Source organism: Maricaulis sp., from assembly GCF_017643475.1.
Lineage (GTDB): Bacteria > Pseudomonadota > Alphaproteobacteria > Caulobacterales > Maricaulaceae > Maricaulis.
On record NZ_JAEPNI010000001.1, the window covers coordinates 477,074 to 493,560 of the forward strand.

General features: G+C 60.5%; 22 protein-coding genes and 1 tRNA gene. 12 read left to right on the top strand and 11 right to left on the bottom strand.

The genetic code is table 11. The annotated features are described in order from the left end of the window. Nucleotides 1-38 precede the first annotated feature (38 nt). Together bioB and JJ889_RS02295 are read left to right on the top strand one after the other, a co-directional pair. Complete coding sequence (bioB, locus tag JJ889_RS02290; protein WP_291891157.1) at nt 39-1,028, top strand: biotin synthase BioB; 990 nt, start codon at nt 39-41, stop codon at nt 1,026-1,028. Nucleotides 1,029-1,037: 9 nt separating this feature from the next. Continuing rightward, entirely contained in the window at nt 1,038-1,313 is a 276-nt protein-coding gene (locus JJ889_RS02295) for a 4a-hydroxytetrahydrobiopterin dehydratase (RefSeq protein ID WP_291891159.1), read from the top strand. Nucleotides 1,314-1,319: 6 nt separating this feature from the next. Here the strand turns inward: JJ889_RS02295 and JJ889_RS02300 are convergent, their stop codons facing one another. Together JJ889_RS02300 and JJ889_RS02305 are read right to left on the bottom strand one after the other, a co-directional pair. Then, complete coding sequence (locus JJ889_RS02300) at nt 1,320-1,790, bottom strand: hypothetical protein (RefSeq protein ID WP_291891161.1); 471 nt, start codon at nt 1,788-1,790, stop codon at nt 1,320-1,322. A gap of 50 nt (nt 1,791-1,840) precedes the next feature. Beyond that, nucleotides 1,841-2,440 carry a helix-turn-helix transcriptional regulator gene (locus JJ889_RS02305; protein WP_291891163.1) on the bottom strand — a complete coding sequence of 200 codons (600 nt, stop codon included), beginning with the start codon at nt 2,438-2,440 and terminating at the stop codon, nt 1,841-1,843. 266 nt (nt 2,441-2,706) lie between these two features. Here JJ889_RS02305 and JJ889_RS02310 point away from each other — a divergent pair, with 266 nt between their 5' ends. The 9 genes from JJ889_RS02310 (at nt 2,707) to JJ889_RS02340 (ending at nt 9,039) form a co-directional block, all read left to right on the top strand. After that, nucleotides 2,707-3,006, top strand: coding sequence for a YggT family protein (locus tag JJ889_RS02310; RefSeq protein ID WP_291891165.1), 300 nt, complete (start codon nt 2,707-2,709; stop codon nt 3,004-3,006). 3 nt (nt 3,007-3,009) lie between these two features. Beyond that, on the top strand, nt 3,010-3,327 hold the full coding sequence (locus JJ889_RS15890) for a DUF167 family protein (RefSeq protein ID WP_366940026.1): 318 nt from the start codon (nt 3,010-3,012) through the stop codon (nt 3,325-3,327). Continuing rightward, nucleotides 3,317-4,195: a bifunctional methylenetetrahydrofolate dehydrogenase/methenyltetrahydrofolate cyclohydrolase FolD gene (folD, locus tag JJ889_RS02315; RefSeq protein WP_291891167.1), complete on the top strand. Its 879-nt coding sequence runs from the start codon at nt 3,317-3,319 to the stop codon at nt 4,193-4,195. The genes JJ889_RS15890 and folD overlap by 11 nt, the downstream gene beginning before the upstream one ends. Before the next feature lie 94 nt (nt 4,196-4,289). Beyond that, a complete protein-coding gene (locus tag JJ889_RS02320) occupies nt 4,290-4,709 on the top strand; it encodes a response regulator (protein WP_291891169.1) in 420 nt (139 codons plus the stop codon). Nucleotides 4,710-4,778: 69 nt separating this feature from the next. Further along, nucleotides 4,779-5,570, top strand: coding sequence for a TIGR00266 family protein (locus JJ889_RS02325; RefSeq protein ID WP_291891171.1), 792 nt, complete (start codon nt 4,779-4,781; stop codon nt 5,568-5,570). An 86-nt stretch (nt 5,571-5,656) separates the two neighbouring features. Further along, nucleotides 5,657-5,851, top strand: coding sequence for a (2Fe-2S)-binding protein (locus tag JJ889_RS15895; protein ID WP_366940027.1), 195 nt, complete (start codon nt 5,657-5,659; stop codon nt 5,849-5,851). A gap of 89 nt (nt 5,852-5,940) precedes the next feature. Next, nucleotides 5,941-6,420, top strand: a complete 480-nt coding sequence (gene bfr / locus JJ889_RS02330; RefSeq protein ID WP_291891173.1) for a bacterioferritin — start codon at nt 5,941-5,943, stop codon at nt 6,418-6,420. Between the two features lie 123 nt (nt 6,421-6,543). Then, nucleotides 6,544-7,224, top strand: a complete 681-nt coding sequence (locus tag JJ889_RS02335; RefSeq protein ID WP_291891175.1) for a DUF305 domain-containing protein — start codon at nt 6,544-6,546, stop codon at nt 7,222-7,224. Nucleotides 7,225-7,233: 9 nt separating this feature from the next. Next, a complete protein-coding gene (locus tag JJ889_RS02340; RefSeq protein WP_291891177.1) occupies nt 7,234-9,039 on the top strand; it encodes a hypothetical protein in 1,806 nt (601 codons plus the stop codon). Between the two features lie 87 nt (nt 9,040-9,126). Here the strand turns inward: JJ889_RS02340 and yghU are convergent, their stop codons facing one another. Then, nucleotides 9,127-9,966, bottom strand: a complete 840-nt coding sequence (gene yghU / locus JJ889_RS02345) for a glutathione-dependent disulfide-bond oxidoreductase (RefSeq protein ID WP_291891179.1) — start codon at nt 9,964-9,966, stop codon at nt 9,127-9,129. Between the two features lie 158 nt (nt 9,967-10,124). Here yghU and JJ889_RS02350 point away from each other — a divergent pair, with 158 nt between their 5' ends. After that, on the top strand, nt 10,125-10,853 hold the full coding sequence (locus tag JJ889_RS02350) for a hypothetical protein (protein WP_291891181.1): 729 nt from the start codon (nt 10,125-10,127) through the stop codon (nt 10,851-10,853). A 153-nt stretch (nt 10,854-11,006) separates the two neighbouring features. On the opposite strand, the gene JJ889_RS02355 is transcribed toward JJ889_RS02350, so the two are convergent. The 8 genes from JJ889_RS02355 to JJ889_RS02390 all read right to left on the bottom strand — a co-directional run bounded on the left by JJ889_RS02355 (nt 11,007) and on the right by JJ889_RS02390 (nt 16,484). Next, nucleotides 11,007-11,082: transfer RNA gene (locus JJ889_RS02355), tRNA-Thr, on the bottom strand. Nucleotides 11,083-11,163: 81 nt separating this feature from the next. After that, a complete protein-coding gene (locus JJ889_RS02360) occupies nt 11,164-11,907 on the bottom strand; it encodes a LytTR family DNA-binding domain-containing protein (RefSeq protein ID WP_291891183.1) in 744 nt (247 codons plus the stop codon). Next, nucleotides 11,904-12,191, bottom strand: coding sequence for a hypothetical protein (locus tag JJ889_RS02365; RefSeq protein WP_291891184.1), 288 nt, complete (start codon nt 12,189-12,191; stop codon nt 11,904-11,906). Before JJ889_RS02365 ends, JJ889_RS02360 begins: the two co-directional genes overlap by 4 nt. A gap of 54 nt (nt 12,192-12,245) precedes the next feature. Next, on the bottom strand, nt 12,246-12,803 hold the full coding sequence (locus JJ889_RS02370; protein ID WP_291891186.1) for a histidine kinase: 558 nt from the start codon (nt 12,801-12,803) through the stop codon (nt 12,246-12,248). Between the two features lie 57 nt (nt 12,804-12,860). After that, a complete protein-coding gene (locus JJ889_RS02375; protein WP_291891188.1) occupies nt 12,861-12,986 on the bottom strand; it encodes a hypothetical protein in 126 nt (41 codons plus the stop codon). A gap of 95 nt (nt 12,987-13,081) precedes the next feature. Then, nucleotides 13,082-13,696, bottom strand: a complete 615-nt coding sequence (udk, locus tag JJ889_RS02380; RefSeq protein WP_291891190.1) for a uridine kinase — start codon at nt 13,694-13,696, stop codon at nt 13,082-13,084. After that, on the bottom strand, nt 13,693-15,177 hold the full coding sequence (locus JJ889_RS02385) for a heme biosynthesis HemY N-terminal domain-containing protein (RefSeq protein WP_291891192.1): 1,485 nt from the start codon (nt 15,175-15,177) through the stop codon (nt 13,693-13,695). The genes udk and JJ889_RS02385 overlap by 4 nt, the downstream gene beginning before the upstream one ends. Then, complete coding sequence (locus JJ889_RS02390) at nt 15,174-16,484, bottom strand: hypothetical protein (RefSeq protein ID WP_291891195.1); 1,311 nt, start codon at nt 16,482-16,484, stop codon at nt 15,174-15,176. The genes JJ889_RS02385 and JJ889_RS02390 overlap by 4 nt, the downstream gene beginning before the upstream one ends. Nucleotides 16,485-16,487: the final 3 nt, after the last annotated feature.

Sequence of the window (16,487 nt, forward strand, 5' to 3'; positions counted from 1 at the left end):
TCTTAGGTTCCGCTGACATTCTTCAGGACAGGCTTTCCATGACCCAGTTGCTCAATGATATCGACCGTCTGCTGACCCCGCGTACCGATTGGACCCGCGAGGAGGCTGCCGAAATCTATCGCGCGCCGTTTAACGACCTCATCTTTGCGGCGCAATCTGTGCACAGAAAATGCCATCCGGCCAACCAGGTCCAGACCAGCCAGCTCCTGTCGATCAAGACCGGCGGCTGTGCCGAGGATTGTGGCTACTGCAACCAGTCCGCTCATTTCGATACTGGGCTGAAAGCCTCCAAGTTGATGCCTGTCGACGAGGTTCTGGACGCAGCGCAGAAAGCCAAGGACGGCGGCGCGACCCGGTTCTGTATGGGTGCCGCCTGGCGCGAGCTGAAGTCCCGCGATGAAGATGCGATCTGCGAGATGATTTCCGGCGTCAAGGCGCTGGGCATGGAAACCTGTGTCACGCTGGGCATGCTGGAAGACGAACAGGCGAAAAAACTGCGTGACGCCGGGCTGGATTATTACAATCACAACATCGACACCGCGCCGGAAGATTATGGCCGGGTGATCTCGACGCGCACCTACCAGGACCGCCTCGATACGCTGGATCGTGTTCGTGGCGCCGGCATTCATGTCTGCACGGGCGGTATCATTGGCATGGGCGAACCGGAAACGGCGCGTATCGGCCTGATCGCCGAGCTGGCCAATATGGATCCGCACCCGGAAAGTGTTCCGATCAATCACCTGGTGGCTGTCGAGAATACGCCGCTGGGTGACAGCAAGCCGCTGGACGGGATCGATTTCGTTCGCACGATCGCCACGGCGCGGATCATGATGCCGAAATCCATGGTGCGCCTGTCGGCGGGGCGCGAGGGCATGAGCCGCGAAACCCAGGCGCTGTGTTTCCTGGCCGGCGCCAATTCCATCTTCGTTGGCGAGGAACTCCTGACCACGCCGAACCCGGAAAAACACGAGGATTTCGACCTGTTCAAGACGCTGGGCATCGAACCGATGACCATGCCGGCGGAATAAGAGGTGGATATGAAAAAGCTTGGCGCAGAAGCTGTTGTCGCAAAACTCTCCAGCTGGTCGGTCGTTGAGGGGCGGGATGCGATCCGCAAGGTCTTTGAGTTTTCCGATTTCAACGAGGCCTGGGGGTTCATGAGCCGCGTCGCGGTCAAGGCCGAGCAGATGAACCACCATCCTGAATGGTTCAATGTCTGGAACAAGGTCGATGTGACGCTGGCCACGCATGATGCAGGCGGCGTCACCGAGCTTGATCTGACCCTCGCCGGCTTCATGGACGAGATCGCCTAGGGCGACCTAGTCAGAATGGATGATGATCATGCCCAGGAGGACGTCCGCGCCTTCCTGGCCAAGGGTCATGTTCGTGGCTTCCTGGAGCAGGTCAGCGATGCGGTCGGCATCGGGAACCTCGCCGAACCGATAATACGAGCCCGTATACAGCGTCAGCGCGGAAACATAGGCATTGCGCAGGCGCGGCATATACCGTTCGACCCGGCGACGCAGACGCGGGTCGTCAATCTCGAGCCCGGCTTCGATCTGCAACAGGCCCTGCGATCGGAAATTCGATTGCACAGCCGCCATCAGCGGAGGCAGGGGCATGTAAGTCGAGGACGATGTCAGATTCCTGTGACGGCCATCACTGTCAGAGGATGATGCCCCTTCGGAGGGCGGCGGCGCAGCCGCATGGGCTGCCGGCGCACCGGACAGGGCAATGACACAACCTGCAAGCAGGCTGAAACGCGCGATCTTGGACACGAAACTGGACATGTCCACGGTCTAGCACGCAGACGTAAAGGAAGCGTTTTTCGCGCCCAGGCTTATTGAATCGCGTTTATGACGAGTTGCGTGTCGCGCTGGGCCATTCGCTCGTCGTGCTCGTCTTCGCTCAGCTGTGTCATGGCGCATAGCAGATACCAGACACCATCGCTGGCCCGGACCGGCGTGTTCACCGAGCGCCAGCAATAGGTCTGTCCATCTATCGTTGCCTTCCACACGGCGTCTACCGAGCGGACCTGGCCGGAGAATGCACCACAGGCAAGGATTTCGCGAACGAGGCGATGCCCGTCTGGTGAAGCCTCCCGACGGACTTCCAGGCCTTCCTGGGCGCCGGCGAATTGAGGGTGATCGCGGAAGCCATTGGACAGGGCGACATAACGCACATTGTCTTCAGTCGGCTGGATAACGCAGCTGATCTGCGGGCTGACACGGACGCTGGACAAGACGAAGTCCAGCACGTCGCGATGGGAGCGGTCCGACATCAGGGCGCGGATCCGGTTTTCCAGACCCGGCTTGGGTTCGGTGCGACCGGCTTCCAGGCGCGAGACATAAGCCTGCGAAATCTTGAGCAGGTCCGCGAGTGCTTCCTGTTTCAGTCCCGTGCGAGAACGAAAGGCCCGAAGTTCGGAACTCCAATTCATGTGCAACCCCAAATTATCACCCAAAGCGGAGCAGCTTAGTCCGCGGCGGACAGCATACAAGCTGCGCCCGGCTCCATCTGCTGAATATCTTATGCAAACAATGGGTTGCATTATCGCACCTTATGTTCAGGGCGCTCGGAAGAGCACAGCGACGGGAAGGAGGTTCAGGGCAGAACGTCGAGGAGATTGATCAGTGTCCTGCTGGACGGGATCAGCCAGTGCGCGTTAGAAAGCCTCTGGCGCTGGGTAAAACGGAAAGCTAAGCCATGTCCCCAATTGACGGTTTGATCATCTATCTCATCCATCCCGCATTAAGCATCCTGGTGTGGATCGTGATTATCGGCATAGTCATGAGCTGGTTGATCAATTTTAATGTGATCAACACGCACAATCAGTTCGTGTCGACCATCTACCGCATCACCCACGCCGTGACAGAGCCACTCCTTCGGCCGATCCGTTCCGTCTTGCCCACCCTTGGCGGTTTGGACTTTTCCCCTATCGTCCTCGTGCTGCTCATTGGTTTCGTGCAAGGGTATGTGCTTGCCGAGCTCGTTCGGCTCTTCTGATAATTGTTCGTCCGAGATGCGACAGGACTGGATGTCTCTGTCCGCGTAAAACCGGCCGCCTCAAGTGACAGTGTCAACGGGGTGGTCGCTACTGCGGACGGGCAGCTGAATTTGGTCCTACGGGTGCGGGCGGTACCAGACAACGGCAGGGCCAATAAGGCTGTGATTGCCCTTTTCGCCACATGGGCGGGTTGTCCAAAACGGGATATACACATCATCCGGGGGGCAGCAGCCCGCATCAAGACGCTTCGAGTGACAGGTCCGGCCGATCGGCTGGATCGCACCCGGGCTAAATTGGAGACGTTGACGCATGAGCGCTGAACTGATCGACGGAAAGGCCATTGGCGAGGCTCTGGACCTTGAAGCTAAGGCCGACGGTGAAGAGCTGGCGAAAAAGCTCGGGCGTCCGCCTTGTCTGGCGGTTGTGCTGATTGGCGAAGATCCGGCCAGCCAGGTCTATGTGCGCAACAAGGTCCGCCGGACCGAGGCCGCCGGGCTGCGCTCGGTAGAAGTGCGCAGACCCGCTGATGTGACCCAGGCCGAAGTTGTCGAGATCGTGCGCGGATTGAATGCGGATCCGGAGGTGGATGGCATTCTGGTGCAGTTGCCCTTGCCTGATCATATGGACGCCAATGCCGTTATCGAGACCATCGATCCGGACAAGGATGTGGATGGACTAACCGAAGCCAGCGCGGGGCGCCTGGTTCTGGGCAAGCCCGGGCTACGCCCCTGTACGCCAGCTGGCTGCGTCTATCTCGCAGAGAAGGTGCTGGGAGATCTTTCCGGCAAGTCTGTTGTCGTCGTCGGGCGATCCATCCTGGTTGGCAAGCCTGCAGCACTTCTGTTCCTCGAAAAGAACGCTACGGTCACGATTGCGCATTCGCGGACCAAGGACCTGCCAGCGCTGTGTCGTACGGCAGATATCCTGGTGCCGGCGGTCGGTCGTCCGGAAATGGTGCGCGGTGACTGGGTCAAGCCGGGGGCCTGTGTTCTCGATGTCGGAATTAATCGCATCGATGCGCCGGAACGCGGTGAGGGCAAGACGCGCCTCGTAGGTGACGCGGCCTTTGACGAGATCGTCGGTCATGCGGGCTGGATCACGCCTGTGCCGGGCGGAATCGGTCCGATGACAATCGCTATGCTGCTCCAGAATACAGTGCGGGCAGCATCGCTCAGATTGGGCATCTGAGCGCACTACAATTACTGATTGCGTAGAGAGTAAATCGGGCGTAAACGGTTCGGTAACGCAACACTCATATGATATGAGATGGAAGGAAATGATCGTGTCCAATCAGTCGCTTAGAGTGCTGCATGTAGAAGACGACTTTGCTGATGCAATGCTTGTTCAACATGCTGTCTGTGAAGCGGGTGATTTCGACATCGCATTCGAGGTCGCGGGCACGCTGAAGGACGCCAAGCGCAAACTGGCCAAGGAGGAGTTTGATCTCGTCCTGCTCGATCTCCGCCTTCCTGATTCAGTCCATCCGATCGATACGCTGGAAACGGCCCGCGACTGTATTGGCGAGACACCTTTGCTGGTGCTGTCCGGCTCCATGTCCGTGGACAAGGCTCATCTGCCGGATGACGTCGCCAGCCTGGACAAGAATGAGAGTTTCCGCACGGAAAAAAAGGGTGAAGCCCCGGTGCATCTTGCGCATCTCATCCGCGAGGCGGCGGAAGCGTCGGATATCCAGACCATCTAGGCGTTATTCGCCTATACAAGGCAGACGGGCTCTGGCATGCAACCTGACGGAAGCATGCGGAGGAGCGCCATGAATACTGCCCATGAAGTCGACTACAAGATTTGCGGTGAGGACATCCAGTTCGTCGAAATCGAACTGGACCCGAACGAAAGTGTCATCGCTGAAGCAGGATCGATGATGTACAAGTCGCCGAGCATCTCCATGGATGCGATTTTCGGCGATGGTTCCAACAAACATCAAGGGTTCCTCGGCGCACTCGCTGGCGCGGGTAAACGAATCCTGACTGGCGAAAGCCTGTTCATGACGATCTTTACGCATGAGGGGCAGGGTAAATCTCACGTGGCCTTCGCGGCCCCCTATCCAGGCACGATCATCCCGGTACATTTGCCCGATGTTGGCGGTGAGCTGATCTGTCAGAAGGACAGTTTCCTCGCGGCGGCCAAGGGGGTGTCTGTCGGGATCGCGCTCCAAAAACGCATCATGACCGGCCTGTTTGGTGGAGAAGGCTTCATCATGCAGCGTCTTGAAGGGGATGGCTGGTGCTTCGTTCACGCAGGCGGAACTCTGGTTGAAAAGGAGCTGGCGGCCGGAGAGGAGATTCATGTCGATACTGGTTGCGTGGTGGCCTATACCAGCTCCGTCGATTTCGAGATCGAGCGGGCAGGCAATATCAAGTCGATGATCTTCGGCGGCGAGGGCGTGTTCTTTGCGCATCTCAAAGGGCCTGGCAAAGTCTGGCTCCAGTCCATGCCGTTCTCCCGTCTTGCCGGTCGTATTCTGGCGAATGTCCCGGTTGCGGGCTCTGGTCAGGGTGAAGGTTCTGTGCTCGGTCCTCTCGGCGATATCATGCGGGGCAGCTAGCCACCCTGCATTCTCATAGCTTATGCAGTTGACAATCACTCGCATTAGCACCACATACGGAGGGTCGAAACAAATCGGTCTTCCGTATGTATGTGTGTATCTGCAACGCTCTGAAAGACAGCCAGCTCAAGCAAGCGGCCCAGGACCCGGGTGTCAGCTCGGCGGCCTGTGTCTTCAAGCAGCTGGACGCGCGCCCGCAATGCGGTCGTTGTCTCCCGGATGTGAGAGATATGATTTCCTCGACCGAGATCCGCGCAAACGATTCTCAAGTTGCGCGTTGATTTGAAAGCGCTTATCAGGCGCAAACATTGTTCTTGGCTTTCCGCGAACTTCGCCTAGTTTTTTGTTTAAGACAGCAGGGAGAGAGTTCATGCAGGGCGATTCCAAGATCATCGAATACCTCAATGGTGCGCTCAAGCTCGAGCTCGCGGCCGTAAACCAGTACTTTCTGCATGCCCGTATGTTCAAGGACTGGGGCTTCGCCAAGATCGCCGAGGTCGAGTACGAAGAATCCATCGACGAGATGAAACACGCAGATCAGCTGATCGAGCGCATCCTGTTTCTCGAGGGCCTGCCGAACGTGCAGGATCTGGCCAAGATCTACATCGGCGAGAGCGTAAAGGAATGCCTGGAATGCGACCTCAAGATCGAGCAGCGCGCGCATCCCTACTACAAGGAAGCTATCGCTTATTGCGAGGAAGCCGGTGATTACGTCACGCGCAAGCTGTTCACGGACATCCTGGCCTCCGAGGAAGATCACATCGATTTCCTGGAAACCCAGCTAGGCCTGATCGAGAAGATTGGCGAGGAGCGCTACATGCAGTCCCAGATGAAGCCGGGCGAACACTGATCCAGTTGGTGGGCCTTTCCGCATAGCCTCATTCTCCGAATTGCCAATTCCTCCGCATTGGTCAATGCTCTGCCCGACTATCCGCCTTGACTGGCTCGGGACGGATACCAGTTGGGGAGAATGATGCAGATTAAACTCGTTCGAAGCCGCGCGATCGGCCTAGGCATGCTTGCCGCAACCGCTCTGTCGGTCAGTGTGGGCCAACCCGCATTCGCCCAGCAGGCGCCGATTGTCCAACCGGGCGCTCCCGGTGAAAATTCACGAGCGCTCACCCGCGAGCAATCCTTGGAACTCGGTCAGAGCAGCTATATTGAGGCAGACGCGAGGTTCATGCAGCACATGATTGTGCACCATGGCCAGGCTGTGGATATGGGAGCGTTGGTCGAGGGGCGAAGCCGTAATGAAGGCGTTCGGCTGATGGCGGAACGCATCGCCCTGACCCAGGAATCCGAAATCGCGATGATGCGGACCTGGTTAACGCGGCGAGGCGAAAGCACCGAGATGCAAGGGCATCACGGTCACCACATGAATCACCAGATGGACCCGAATGTTCCGATAATGCCTGGCATGCTGTCACCAGTGCAGATGGACGCGCTGGCTGCATCCAGCGGGGCCGAGTTCGACTATCTCTATCTCACCGGAATGATCCTGCACCACCAGGGTGCCATCGACATGGTCAACGAGCTGCTCAGCCAACCCGGAGCCGGTGAAGACCCGGAATTATCCGAATTCCTGTCAGCGGTTGTCGCTGACCAATCAACTGAAATCTTGCGCATGCAGAACATGCTGGCGCGACAGGGTTAGGGGGAGACAATGACCCAGATCAAGACCGGAATATCCATCCTCGCATTGGCGATGCTGGCCACGGCCTGCAGCCCGCCTGCAGCCAATGATGGCAGTGAAGTTGCCAGCAATCCGCCGCCGAGCCGCGAAGGCCTGGCACCGGGGCTCTATGACGCCGAGGAAGTCAGCTGGAATGTTGAGCTCGTCCATGCGGAGCGCACGCCGGAAGCCTTTGCTCCGGACAATGCGATGTGGGCGCCCGCTGTTGAAATGGCCCTGATGCAGGCGATGCAGAATGGCGAGGAAGTCGAGCGTCCGCCGAGCCCGATCTCGTTTGCGAATACCGACCTGGCCTTCTCCGGTGATCGTGTGATCATGGGCAACTGGCATGGTTTCAACGTTTTCGAGACGCAGGATGACAGCTCGGTAGAGCATGTCCTGTCTGTTGTCTGCCCGGGTGGCCAGGGCGATGTGAGTGTGCACGGAAACCTGGTCTTCCGTTCTGTCGAGGACAATCGTGGCCGCCTTGATTGTGGTTCCGGTGGTGTCGAGGGTGAAAGCAGTGCGGAGCGTTTCCGCGGCGTGCAGATCTTTGACATTTCCGACATGAACAATGTGCGCCAGGTCGCTGCCGTCCAGACGTGCCGCGGTTCGCATACGCATACTGTTGTGCCCGATCTCAATGATCCGAGCGTGATCTATATCTACAACTCCGGAACCTCGTCCGTGCGTCCGTCCAGCGAACTGGAAATGTGTTCCGGCGGTGAGCCGGAGCAGAATCCGGATACCGCGCTTTACTCCATCGACGTGATCCGTGTCCCGCTGGCAACGCCGGAAGACGCGGCCATCGTCAATCGTCCGCGCATCTTTGCCGATCACGAAACCGGCGAGATTGCCGGCCTGTGGCGGGGTGGCCAGCTGGAAGAGGAAGCCCAGGAGACCTCGGTCACCAACCAGTGTCACGACATCAATGTCTACCCGGAAATGGGCCTGGCGGCTGGTGCGTGTAGCGGCAACGGCATCCTGCTCGACATTTCCGATCCGGCCAATCCGGCGCGTATCAGCGAGATGTCCGATCCGAACATGGCCTATTGGCATGCGGCGATCTTCAACAACGACGCCAACAAGATCCTCTTCACCGACGAGTGGGGCGGCGGTCTCGGTGCACGTTGCCGTGCCGAGGACCCGGAAACCTGGGGCGCCAATATCATCGCCGACATCACCGAAAACGGTCTGGAAGGGCGGGCGATCTTCAAGATCCCGAACACCCAGTCCGCGGTCGAGAACTGTGTCGCCCACAATGGTTCCCTGGTTCCGGTCCCTGGACGCGATATCATCGTCCAGGGCTGGTATTCAGGCGGTATCTCGGTGATTGACTTCACCGACAGCAACAACCCGTTCGAGATCGCCTTCTTCGATCGAGGTCCGCTGGATTCTGAACAGCTCTTCCTGGGCGGCAACTGGGCAGCCTACTGGCACAATGGGCTGGTCTATGCGCCGGAGATCGTGCGCGGCCTGGACATCTTCCGTCTCCTGCCGAGTGAATACATCTCCGAGAACGAGCTGGCCGCGGCCAATCTCATCCGTTTCGACGAAGCCAATACGCAGACACAGATGCGTTTCGAATGGCCTGACGAACCGGTTGTGGCGCTTGCCTATGTCGACCAGCTGACCCGTTCCGGTGCCATGACTGATGCCATGGCCGATACCGTGCGCAGCGCCGTCAATGCCGGCTCTGCTGGCGATGATCTGTTGAGCTCGCTGTCGGCGGCTGCGGAAGGTGCCGAAGGCGCCGATGCAAGCCGTTTCCGCGCGCTGATGGAGTGGTTCGGCTAAGAGCGTTCCTCAGAGGTTAAAAGGCCGGGCAGCTCCTGCTGTCCGGCCTTTCTAATTTGTGAACTGCGCCTGGTTCCGAATGCGCTGCTAGTCGAAATCAGCGGCGCTGTGTCGTTCGTGCATTTGCGTGTCCTCATCGCCCCAGGACTTGTTGACCCGGATACCGCGCTTGACGGCCGGACGTGCCGCGACCTCGTCGGCCCATCGTTTGACGTTCTTGTATTCGTCGACCGAGAGGAATTCGGCAGCGCTGTAGAGCACGCCGCGCACCAGGGCGCCATACCAGGGCCAGATGGCCATGTCGGCGATGGAGTATTCGTCACCCGCGATGAATTTCCGGTTCGCCAGGGTGCGGTCGAGCACATCGAGCTGGCGTTTGACTTCCATGGCGTAGCGGTTGATCGGATACTCGAATTTTTCCGGTGCATAGGCATAGAAATGCCCGAATCCGCCGCCGAGAAAAGGCGCGGATCCCATCTGCCAGAACAGCCAGTTCATGACTTCCGTGCGCTCCGGGCCGGAGGCCGGCAGGAATTTGCCGAATTTCTCGGCCAGGTGCACCAGCATGGAGCCGGACTCGAAGATGTTCACCTCGGTCTCGCCCGAGCGGTCGACCAGGGCCGGGATCTTGGAGTTCGGGTTGACGCCGACAAAACCACTGGAGAACTGGTCGCCCTCGGTGATCCGGATCAGCCAGGCATCGTATTCCGCTTCGGTGATGCCCTGTTCGAGCAATTCCTCGAACAGGATGGTGACTTTCACGCCATTGGGCGTGGCCAGCGAGTAGAGCTGGAACGGATGCTCGCCGACCGGCAACGCTTTTTCGTGCGTGGAGCCGGCGATTGGGCGGTTGATATTGGCAAAATTGCCACCGCTCTCAGCGTCCCAGGTCCAGACTTTCGGCGGTGTATAGGTGGTATCGTTCACGACAGATCCCCATTGCTTTCGACGCCATACCTAGGAAGGCGCGAGCCCGGTTCAACTCTCTAGGCTGATTTGCCGAGGATCGCGATGGTGTGTTGATGGACCAAAGTGACGGCATGGCTTACCACTCGGAGAACGCATCCGGGGAGGGGGCGAGCGAAATGAGCAAAAGCGTCGACTTTGATGATCTGGCCGGGGACTTGTTCAGCCTGAACATTCGTGGCCTTCGGTCGATCGCGGCACTGTGGGCACAACCCGCGCGTTACTTCGAAGCCGCCGAGCAGACAGACTGGCAGGACCAGTACACACCGTCAGTGCGTCTCTGGTTGTCGCTGATCGCCCTGTCATCCCTGTTGCAGGTGATTTCACTCAGCGCTGATTCCCCAATCGTTCTGGCGTATGCCGACGGGTTTCAGGATGCCGGGCTGGCCTTGCCTCCCGAACTGACCTTCCAGGCTATCGGCGAGGAGGCCACCGTTTGGATCTTCACCGCCTTCCCGATCGTTCAATTGCTCACCTTCCTGTTGATCCTGCCCTTGTTCAATCTGTGGGGAGGCGAAACGACTTTTAGTCTGCGGGTGCGTTATGGTTTCGCGATGATGGTGCCGAGTGCCTCGCTGATGTTGATTATCATGCCCGGGGCAAAGCTTGTCGGCATGCCAGCCGAATGGGCGATTATCTTCGGTGCCATGGTCGGGTTGATCGCCTTCCTGGTCGACGCTTTAACCGTTCACCGTGGAGCCAGGGCCGGATCCGGTCCCACGAGTCGGCTGGTGCGCTCCGCCCTGATCGCGGCAGTCGTATTGCTGCTCAACGTCATCATGCACACGATCACGCAGGTCACGAGCATAATCCTGATCAGCATGAAATACGGCCTGGCCCCGACCTAAGACGGGTCCGGTTCGGGCGTATCGGGAGCAAGGCCGCTATCCGCCCAATACGCCTCGCCAACAGCCCTGAGCGCGCTTCATGTGAGCGCGAACCCAACACCGGCGACAGGTTCAAACTCGGGTTCGGGCGCAGCGGGAGCAAGGAAAGAAGAATGGTGCCGCTTGCGTGACTTGAACACGCGACCTACGCATTACGAATGCGTTGCTCTACCAGCTGAGCTAAAGCGGCCTACCACCCATGTCTCGCGCACGTTTCCGGTCGCGAGGCGGCGGAAACTAACCGTGAAAGCGTGACTTCGCAAGCCCTAGTTCAGCGTGAGAACCAGCGCTTGAAATCGCTGACGCGCTGGCGGCTCACGGTGTGTTCTCCGTCGAGGGTTTTCAGGCGGACCTGCCAGTGGCCGCCGCTGCGGTCGGCCTGGTCGATGGCGGCGATATTGGGCAGGAGAGCGCGGCTGATGCGGAAAAAATCCTGGGGGTCGAGCGCGTCTTCCAGCTCGTTGAGGGTGAAGTCGACAAAATAGCTCTCACCGGAATTGAGATGCGCAAGGACGCCCTTGTCGCGGGCCTGGAAACAGGCGATTTCCCTGATCGGAACGGGACGCAGGCGATTGCCGGTCGAGATCAGCAGGCGTGTCTTGTAGCTATCACCCAGCCCGGCCTTGCGGACGGCCTGTTTCTGTTCCTCTGCGGAGGGACCGCGCAGGCGGTCGAGCTTGTCGAAAGCTGCGGCGAGATCGGTCTCGTCGACGGGTTTGAGCAGATAGGCGATGCCGTTGGAACGGAAGGCTTCGAGCGCGTATTCGTCATGCGCCGTGCAGAAAATTGCCGGGCAGGGAATCTCGCGGATTTCAAACAGGTCGAAACAGGTGCCATCGGCAAGGCGGATGTCGAAAAACACGAGGTCAGGCGGAGGATTGTCGCGAAACCAGGCATCGGCCTCGGCGACGCCTTCGACCACGCCCAGTACGGTGTGATCCGGTCGCACGTTTTGCAGGCGTCTCATCAGGCGTTCGGCAGCGGGGTATTCGTCCTCGACGATGAGGATATTCATGCGGCGCGCTCCGGCAGCCAGGGCAGGGTCACGGTGAACACGTCATCCGTGTTGCTCACAACGACCGTGCCGGCACCGGCGAGCCCGAACCGGGAGCTGAGATTGCTCCGCCCGATCCCGCTTGATTCCACGCTCAATACAGGTCTCACCGGGTTAGTGATGGTGATACCGCTTTCATCGGCGCTGATACGGATGTCCAGCGGCGCATTGCGGGTCGCGACATTATGTTTGAGCGCGTTCTCGACCAGGGTGAGAAGGCTCATGGGAATGAGTTCGCGATCCATTACCTCGTCAGCAATCTCGACGCTCAGATTGAACGTGTCCGGTCGGCGCTGGGCCTAGACCTTGAGGAAGGCAGACGCCGCTTTCCAGTCCTCTTTCAGGCTGGCGCGCTCCCGGCCTTCGGTCTGCAGGACATAACGATAGATATCCGAAAGGGAGCGGACAAAGCGCTCCACCGCTTGCGGCCGTTCCACTGCGGTCTGGGCGAGGGCGCCCAGGCTGTTGAAGAGGAAGTGCGGGGCGAGACGGTTTTTCAGGGCGTCATAACGCGCTTCCGCGGCAGCGCGTCCGGCTTCTTCGCGGGCAAGCCGCTCGTCGGTATAGGCCGAGCGGAAACCGAAACTCTCCGAAATGCCCGAGATCGCGATCGGGATCAGGATGGCGGTAAAGGTCTGGTCGATGGCAAAGGACAGGTTGAAGCCGAAATTATAAACCACAAGGCCGAAGAAGGCGACGAAGGCGGCCGAGCCAAGCGCGCCGTACACGACCGAGCCGGCAAAGATCACGATCTGGCGAGTGGCGTCATGGGTTCCATACGGCCAGCGTTTCAGCCAGAAGGCGCGCCAGCTCTCGTGCATGGCGACGATCATGACGGCAAAATAGAAGCCCATCATCACCTCGCCCCATCCGGCCAGGGTCACGGTGATGAAGTCGAGGTCTTCCCGCGCCGCTTAACGCGCCTTGGCGTAGAGCGGTTCGCCCAGGCCAATCAGCATGACAACAAGAATGGAAACCCAGACCCGGTTGGGGATCCGGGACAGGTGACCGATCAGGGATGGGCGGGTGGCTGGCGCCATTTGGGTCTGAGCACGCATGATGCGATTAGATACCTGATCGACCGGCCTGTCAGCACCGCTCATCCCGGCAAATCAACCACTGATCCGGAAGGCTGTCAGAGCGCTGGCAGTCGCGCGCAGACCATGTCGACCATTTCACCGAAACTCAGCTCGCCCGTATTGCGGATGACCATGTCTGCATGGGGTTTTTGCGGTTCGACATGCAGGTCGTGCATGGGGCGGACATGTGTTTCGAACTGGAAGCGTGCGAACTCCTCGGTGCGCGAGCGTTCGGCTACATCACGGGTGATGCGGCGGTCCAGGCGAATGTCATCGCCTGCGGAGACATAGACCGAGAAATCGAACCGGCTGCGCAGCTGGTCGCTCGCCAGGATGTGCATGCCTTCGACGATCAGGATGCGGCCCGGTGCAAAGGTCTGGTTCTGCGGACGACGGCGATGGGTGGCAAAGTCGTATTGCGGGATATCGACAGACGCGCCCTGTTTCAGCGCGCCCAGATGTGCGGCCAGCAGGCCGTGATCCTTGGCCGCCGGTTCGTCGAAATTGAACGCGCGTTCGTCAAAGCCGGGAATGTCGCCAGCGTCGATATAATAATCATCCTCGGCCAGGATCTGGGCGTCGTGCTGGTTGAAATGTTCAGCCAGCGCGGTGGACAGGCGGGACTTACCGGAGGCCGACCCGCCGGTGATCGCAATCAACAGGCGGCTCATGCGGCACGGCCCTCATCATCAGGACCTTCGCTCTCAGCCTCGCCCACACCCGGATCATCGGGCTGGCGCGGGGCGTCGTAGAACGCCGTCCCCGTGCCTTGTGTGACACCACCTGTGACCGGTTTCGGGCGCGGAGCTTCCAGCAGCGCGGTTTCCGGAACCGCGTCGGCCGCGCCTTCATAACGTTCGTGGCGCGGATGGATCAGGCGAGCTTCATCGCCATAGACATAGACCATGCGCTTCCAGTCGTCGGACGTGTAGGGGAAGGGGCGGCCTTCCTCGTCCATATCCGTCCAGTCGGCTTCCACCGAGGCATTGGCGGCACGGGTCATCCAGCGGCGGGCATCCTCGTCGCGGTCCTGCAGGCGGTAAAGCCGGGCGACCATGGCACAGACGCGGGCGCTGGGCGTGGTCTCTTCCAGCAGCGGCAGGAGAATGCGCTCGGCGACAGCGCTCTCGCCTTCATCCAGCGCGATCTGGGCCTTCAGCAGCTGGCTTTCGCGGTGTTCCGGCGCCAGCTCGACCAGAGCCTTCAGGCGTTCCAGGCGTTTGGTCGGCGTGTCGGACTTGCGCAAATCCTTGTAGGAGCGGGCCAGGACCGGGTGGGGGGCGGCCTGCCAGGCTGTTTCGAGAACGTCAGAGGCCTTCTTGTGTCGACGGCTCTGGGCGAGGAGCCGGGAGGCCAGCGTTGCGGCCGGTGCGAAACCGGGCGCTGCCTTCGTGGCCGCCTCGGCGAGGTCGCGCGCGCGGTCAGCTTGTTCCTCTTCCAGGCTCATGGCGGCAGCAGTCATGATGACGGCGCGCCGGCGCTGGATCTGGTCCAGCGGCAATTGCTTGCGGCGTTCGCCTTCATTCAGCGTGTCCAGCGCTGCCTCCCAGCGCCCCTGGGCAATCTGGCTGTCCAGCAGGGCCTCGAAGGCCCAGCGTGCGCCCTTGGCCTTGGCGAAGGCGTCCTTGGCATGTTCCTCGGTCGTCTGCTGGTCACCGCGTTCATGCGCCAGCTGGGCCAGGCCGCGATGGGCGACGACCTGGGTGCGCTTGTCTTCCAGCAGGGCTTCGTAGTGGGCTTCAGCGCCTTCCAGATTGCCGGCAGCCTCAGCGGCACGCGCGGCCAGGAGGCGCGACAGGGCCGGACGTTCGAGCAGTGCGTCAGCGCGCGCGGCCTGACGCACGGCGGCTTCGCCATCCCCGGCTGCGGAGGCGATGAGGGCTTTTTCAAGCGCGTCATAGCCCTGCTCGCGCCGACGACGGGAGAGGAAGGCTTTCATTTTGTCAGGCGATGTCCAGGCTAGATAGATGCCCCACCAGAGGACAAGGAACAGGAAGGCAAACAGGATCAGTCCGCCAGCGGCGACCACAAAGGGCAGCTCGGCACGCCAACCTAGGAATTCGAAAGTCGCAGTGCCCGGATTGAGCGCGAAAAACGCGCCGGCAGCGGCGGCGAGGATGGCGGCAGCGACAGCAAGTATCAGTCGTATCATGACGGATCAGTCCCCAGTTCCGCGGCGGTCTCGGCCAGGTTCTGGCGAACCGTTTCAAGACGGGCATCAGTTTCAAGACGGGCGCGTGCACCCAACAGCCATTCCCGGGCAGCTTCAAGAGCGTCACCTTCGAGTTGTTCGGTCAGCGTGACAGCATCGGCCAACTCGCGGTCATTGAGAGCGGCCTCGGCTAGTGATGTCACCGCCAGCGGATCGCGGTCCGCGCTGTCTGCATCAACACGCTGAACCTGGAGCAAGCCCCAAAGCCGCTGGCCGCTGCCAGCAGCGGCACGGATCTCTTGGCCTGGGTAGGTCGTGCGCAGGTCATCGAGTGTCGGTGCGCCGGCACGAGAGTAACTTGCCAGCGCGGCCAAATCGGCATTGCCGCGCCAAAGGCGGGCAATGGCCGCGCGCTCGGCCTCGAACGCCCCCCCGGTGGCTGCGGCATCCCGGAGGGCTGTTAGGGCGATCGCGCGTGCGGCGAGAATGCGTTCGGCCTCTGTGTCGACCTCCGGCTCCCGTTCCGCGGCGGCCAGGGCGCCGTCGGCGGTGGTCTGGGCGGCGGCGACTGCTGAGCGTGCGTCCGCCAGCTCGGTTTCCAGGGTAGCGATACGGTTGTTGAGGGCCTGGATCTGTGCCGTGTGATCAGTTGCTGGCTGTGCGGCCGGCGCGTTTTCCAGCGCTGTGATGCGGTTGGCCAGGTTTTGCAGAAGTGACGGATCGATCGCCGTCTGGCTGGCGAGATTCGCCTGGTCCAGCGCGGTTTGTGTTGATTGACCCAGCTCTGCCTGTCCGGCTTCCAGGGCCTCGATGCGGGCGATCAGGCCGGACGGGTCGAAGGCAGCGACTTCGCCATCTCCGGTCGGGACCGGACGGGCTTCCAGTGAGGTCAGGCGGCTTTCGATGCCGGAGAGATCGGCCGTGTTTCCATCGCCCGTTGCTTGCGGGCGGGCTTCCAGCTCGCTGATGCGGTTTTCCAGCGAAGCGACAGCCGACTGCGCAGCGGTGCGCGCGTCAGCGGCCGGGTCTTCTGCTTCCATCGCGGCCAGGCGAGTTTCCAGTCCGGTCATGGACTGGGTCATCGTGGCGCGTTCGCTGGCCCCGGGATCGGTGCTGTCGCCCTGGCCCGGGAAGAACTGCACCGCGGCAAAGCCCAGCGCACCACCGGTCAGACTGGCGAGGGCAAAGGTGATGAGGCTGGCGCCCATGCGGGATGCGGCCTGGGTATCAGGCGGCAATTCCTCGGAGCTGTCAGCGGGCTCGAACTCTGCGTCGAGCGGTTCCGGATCGATACTGGAGTCGGACATGAC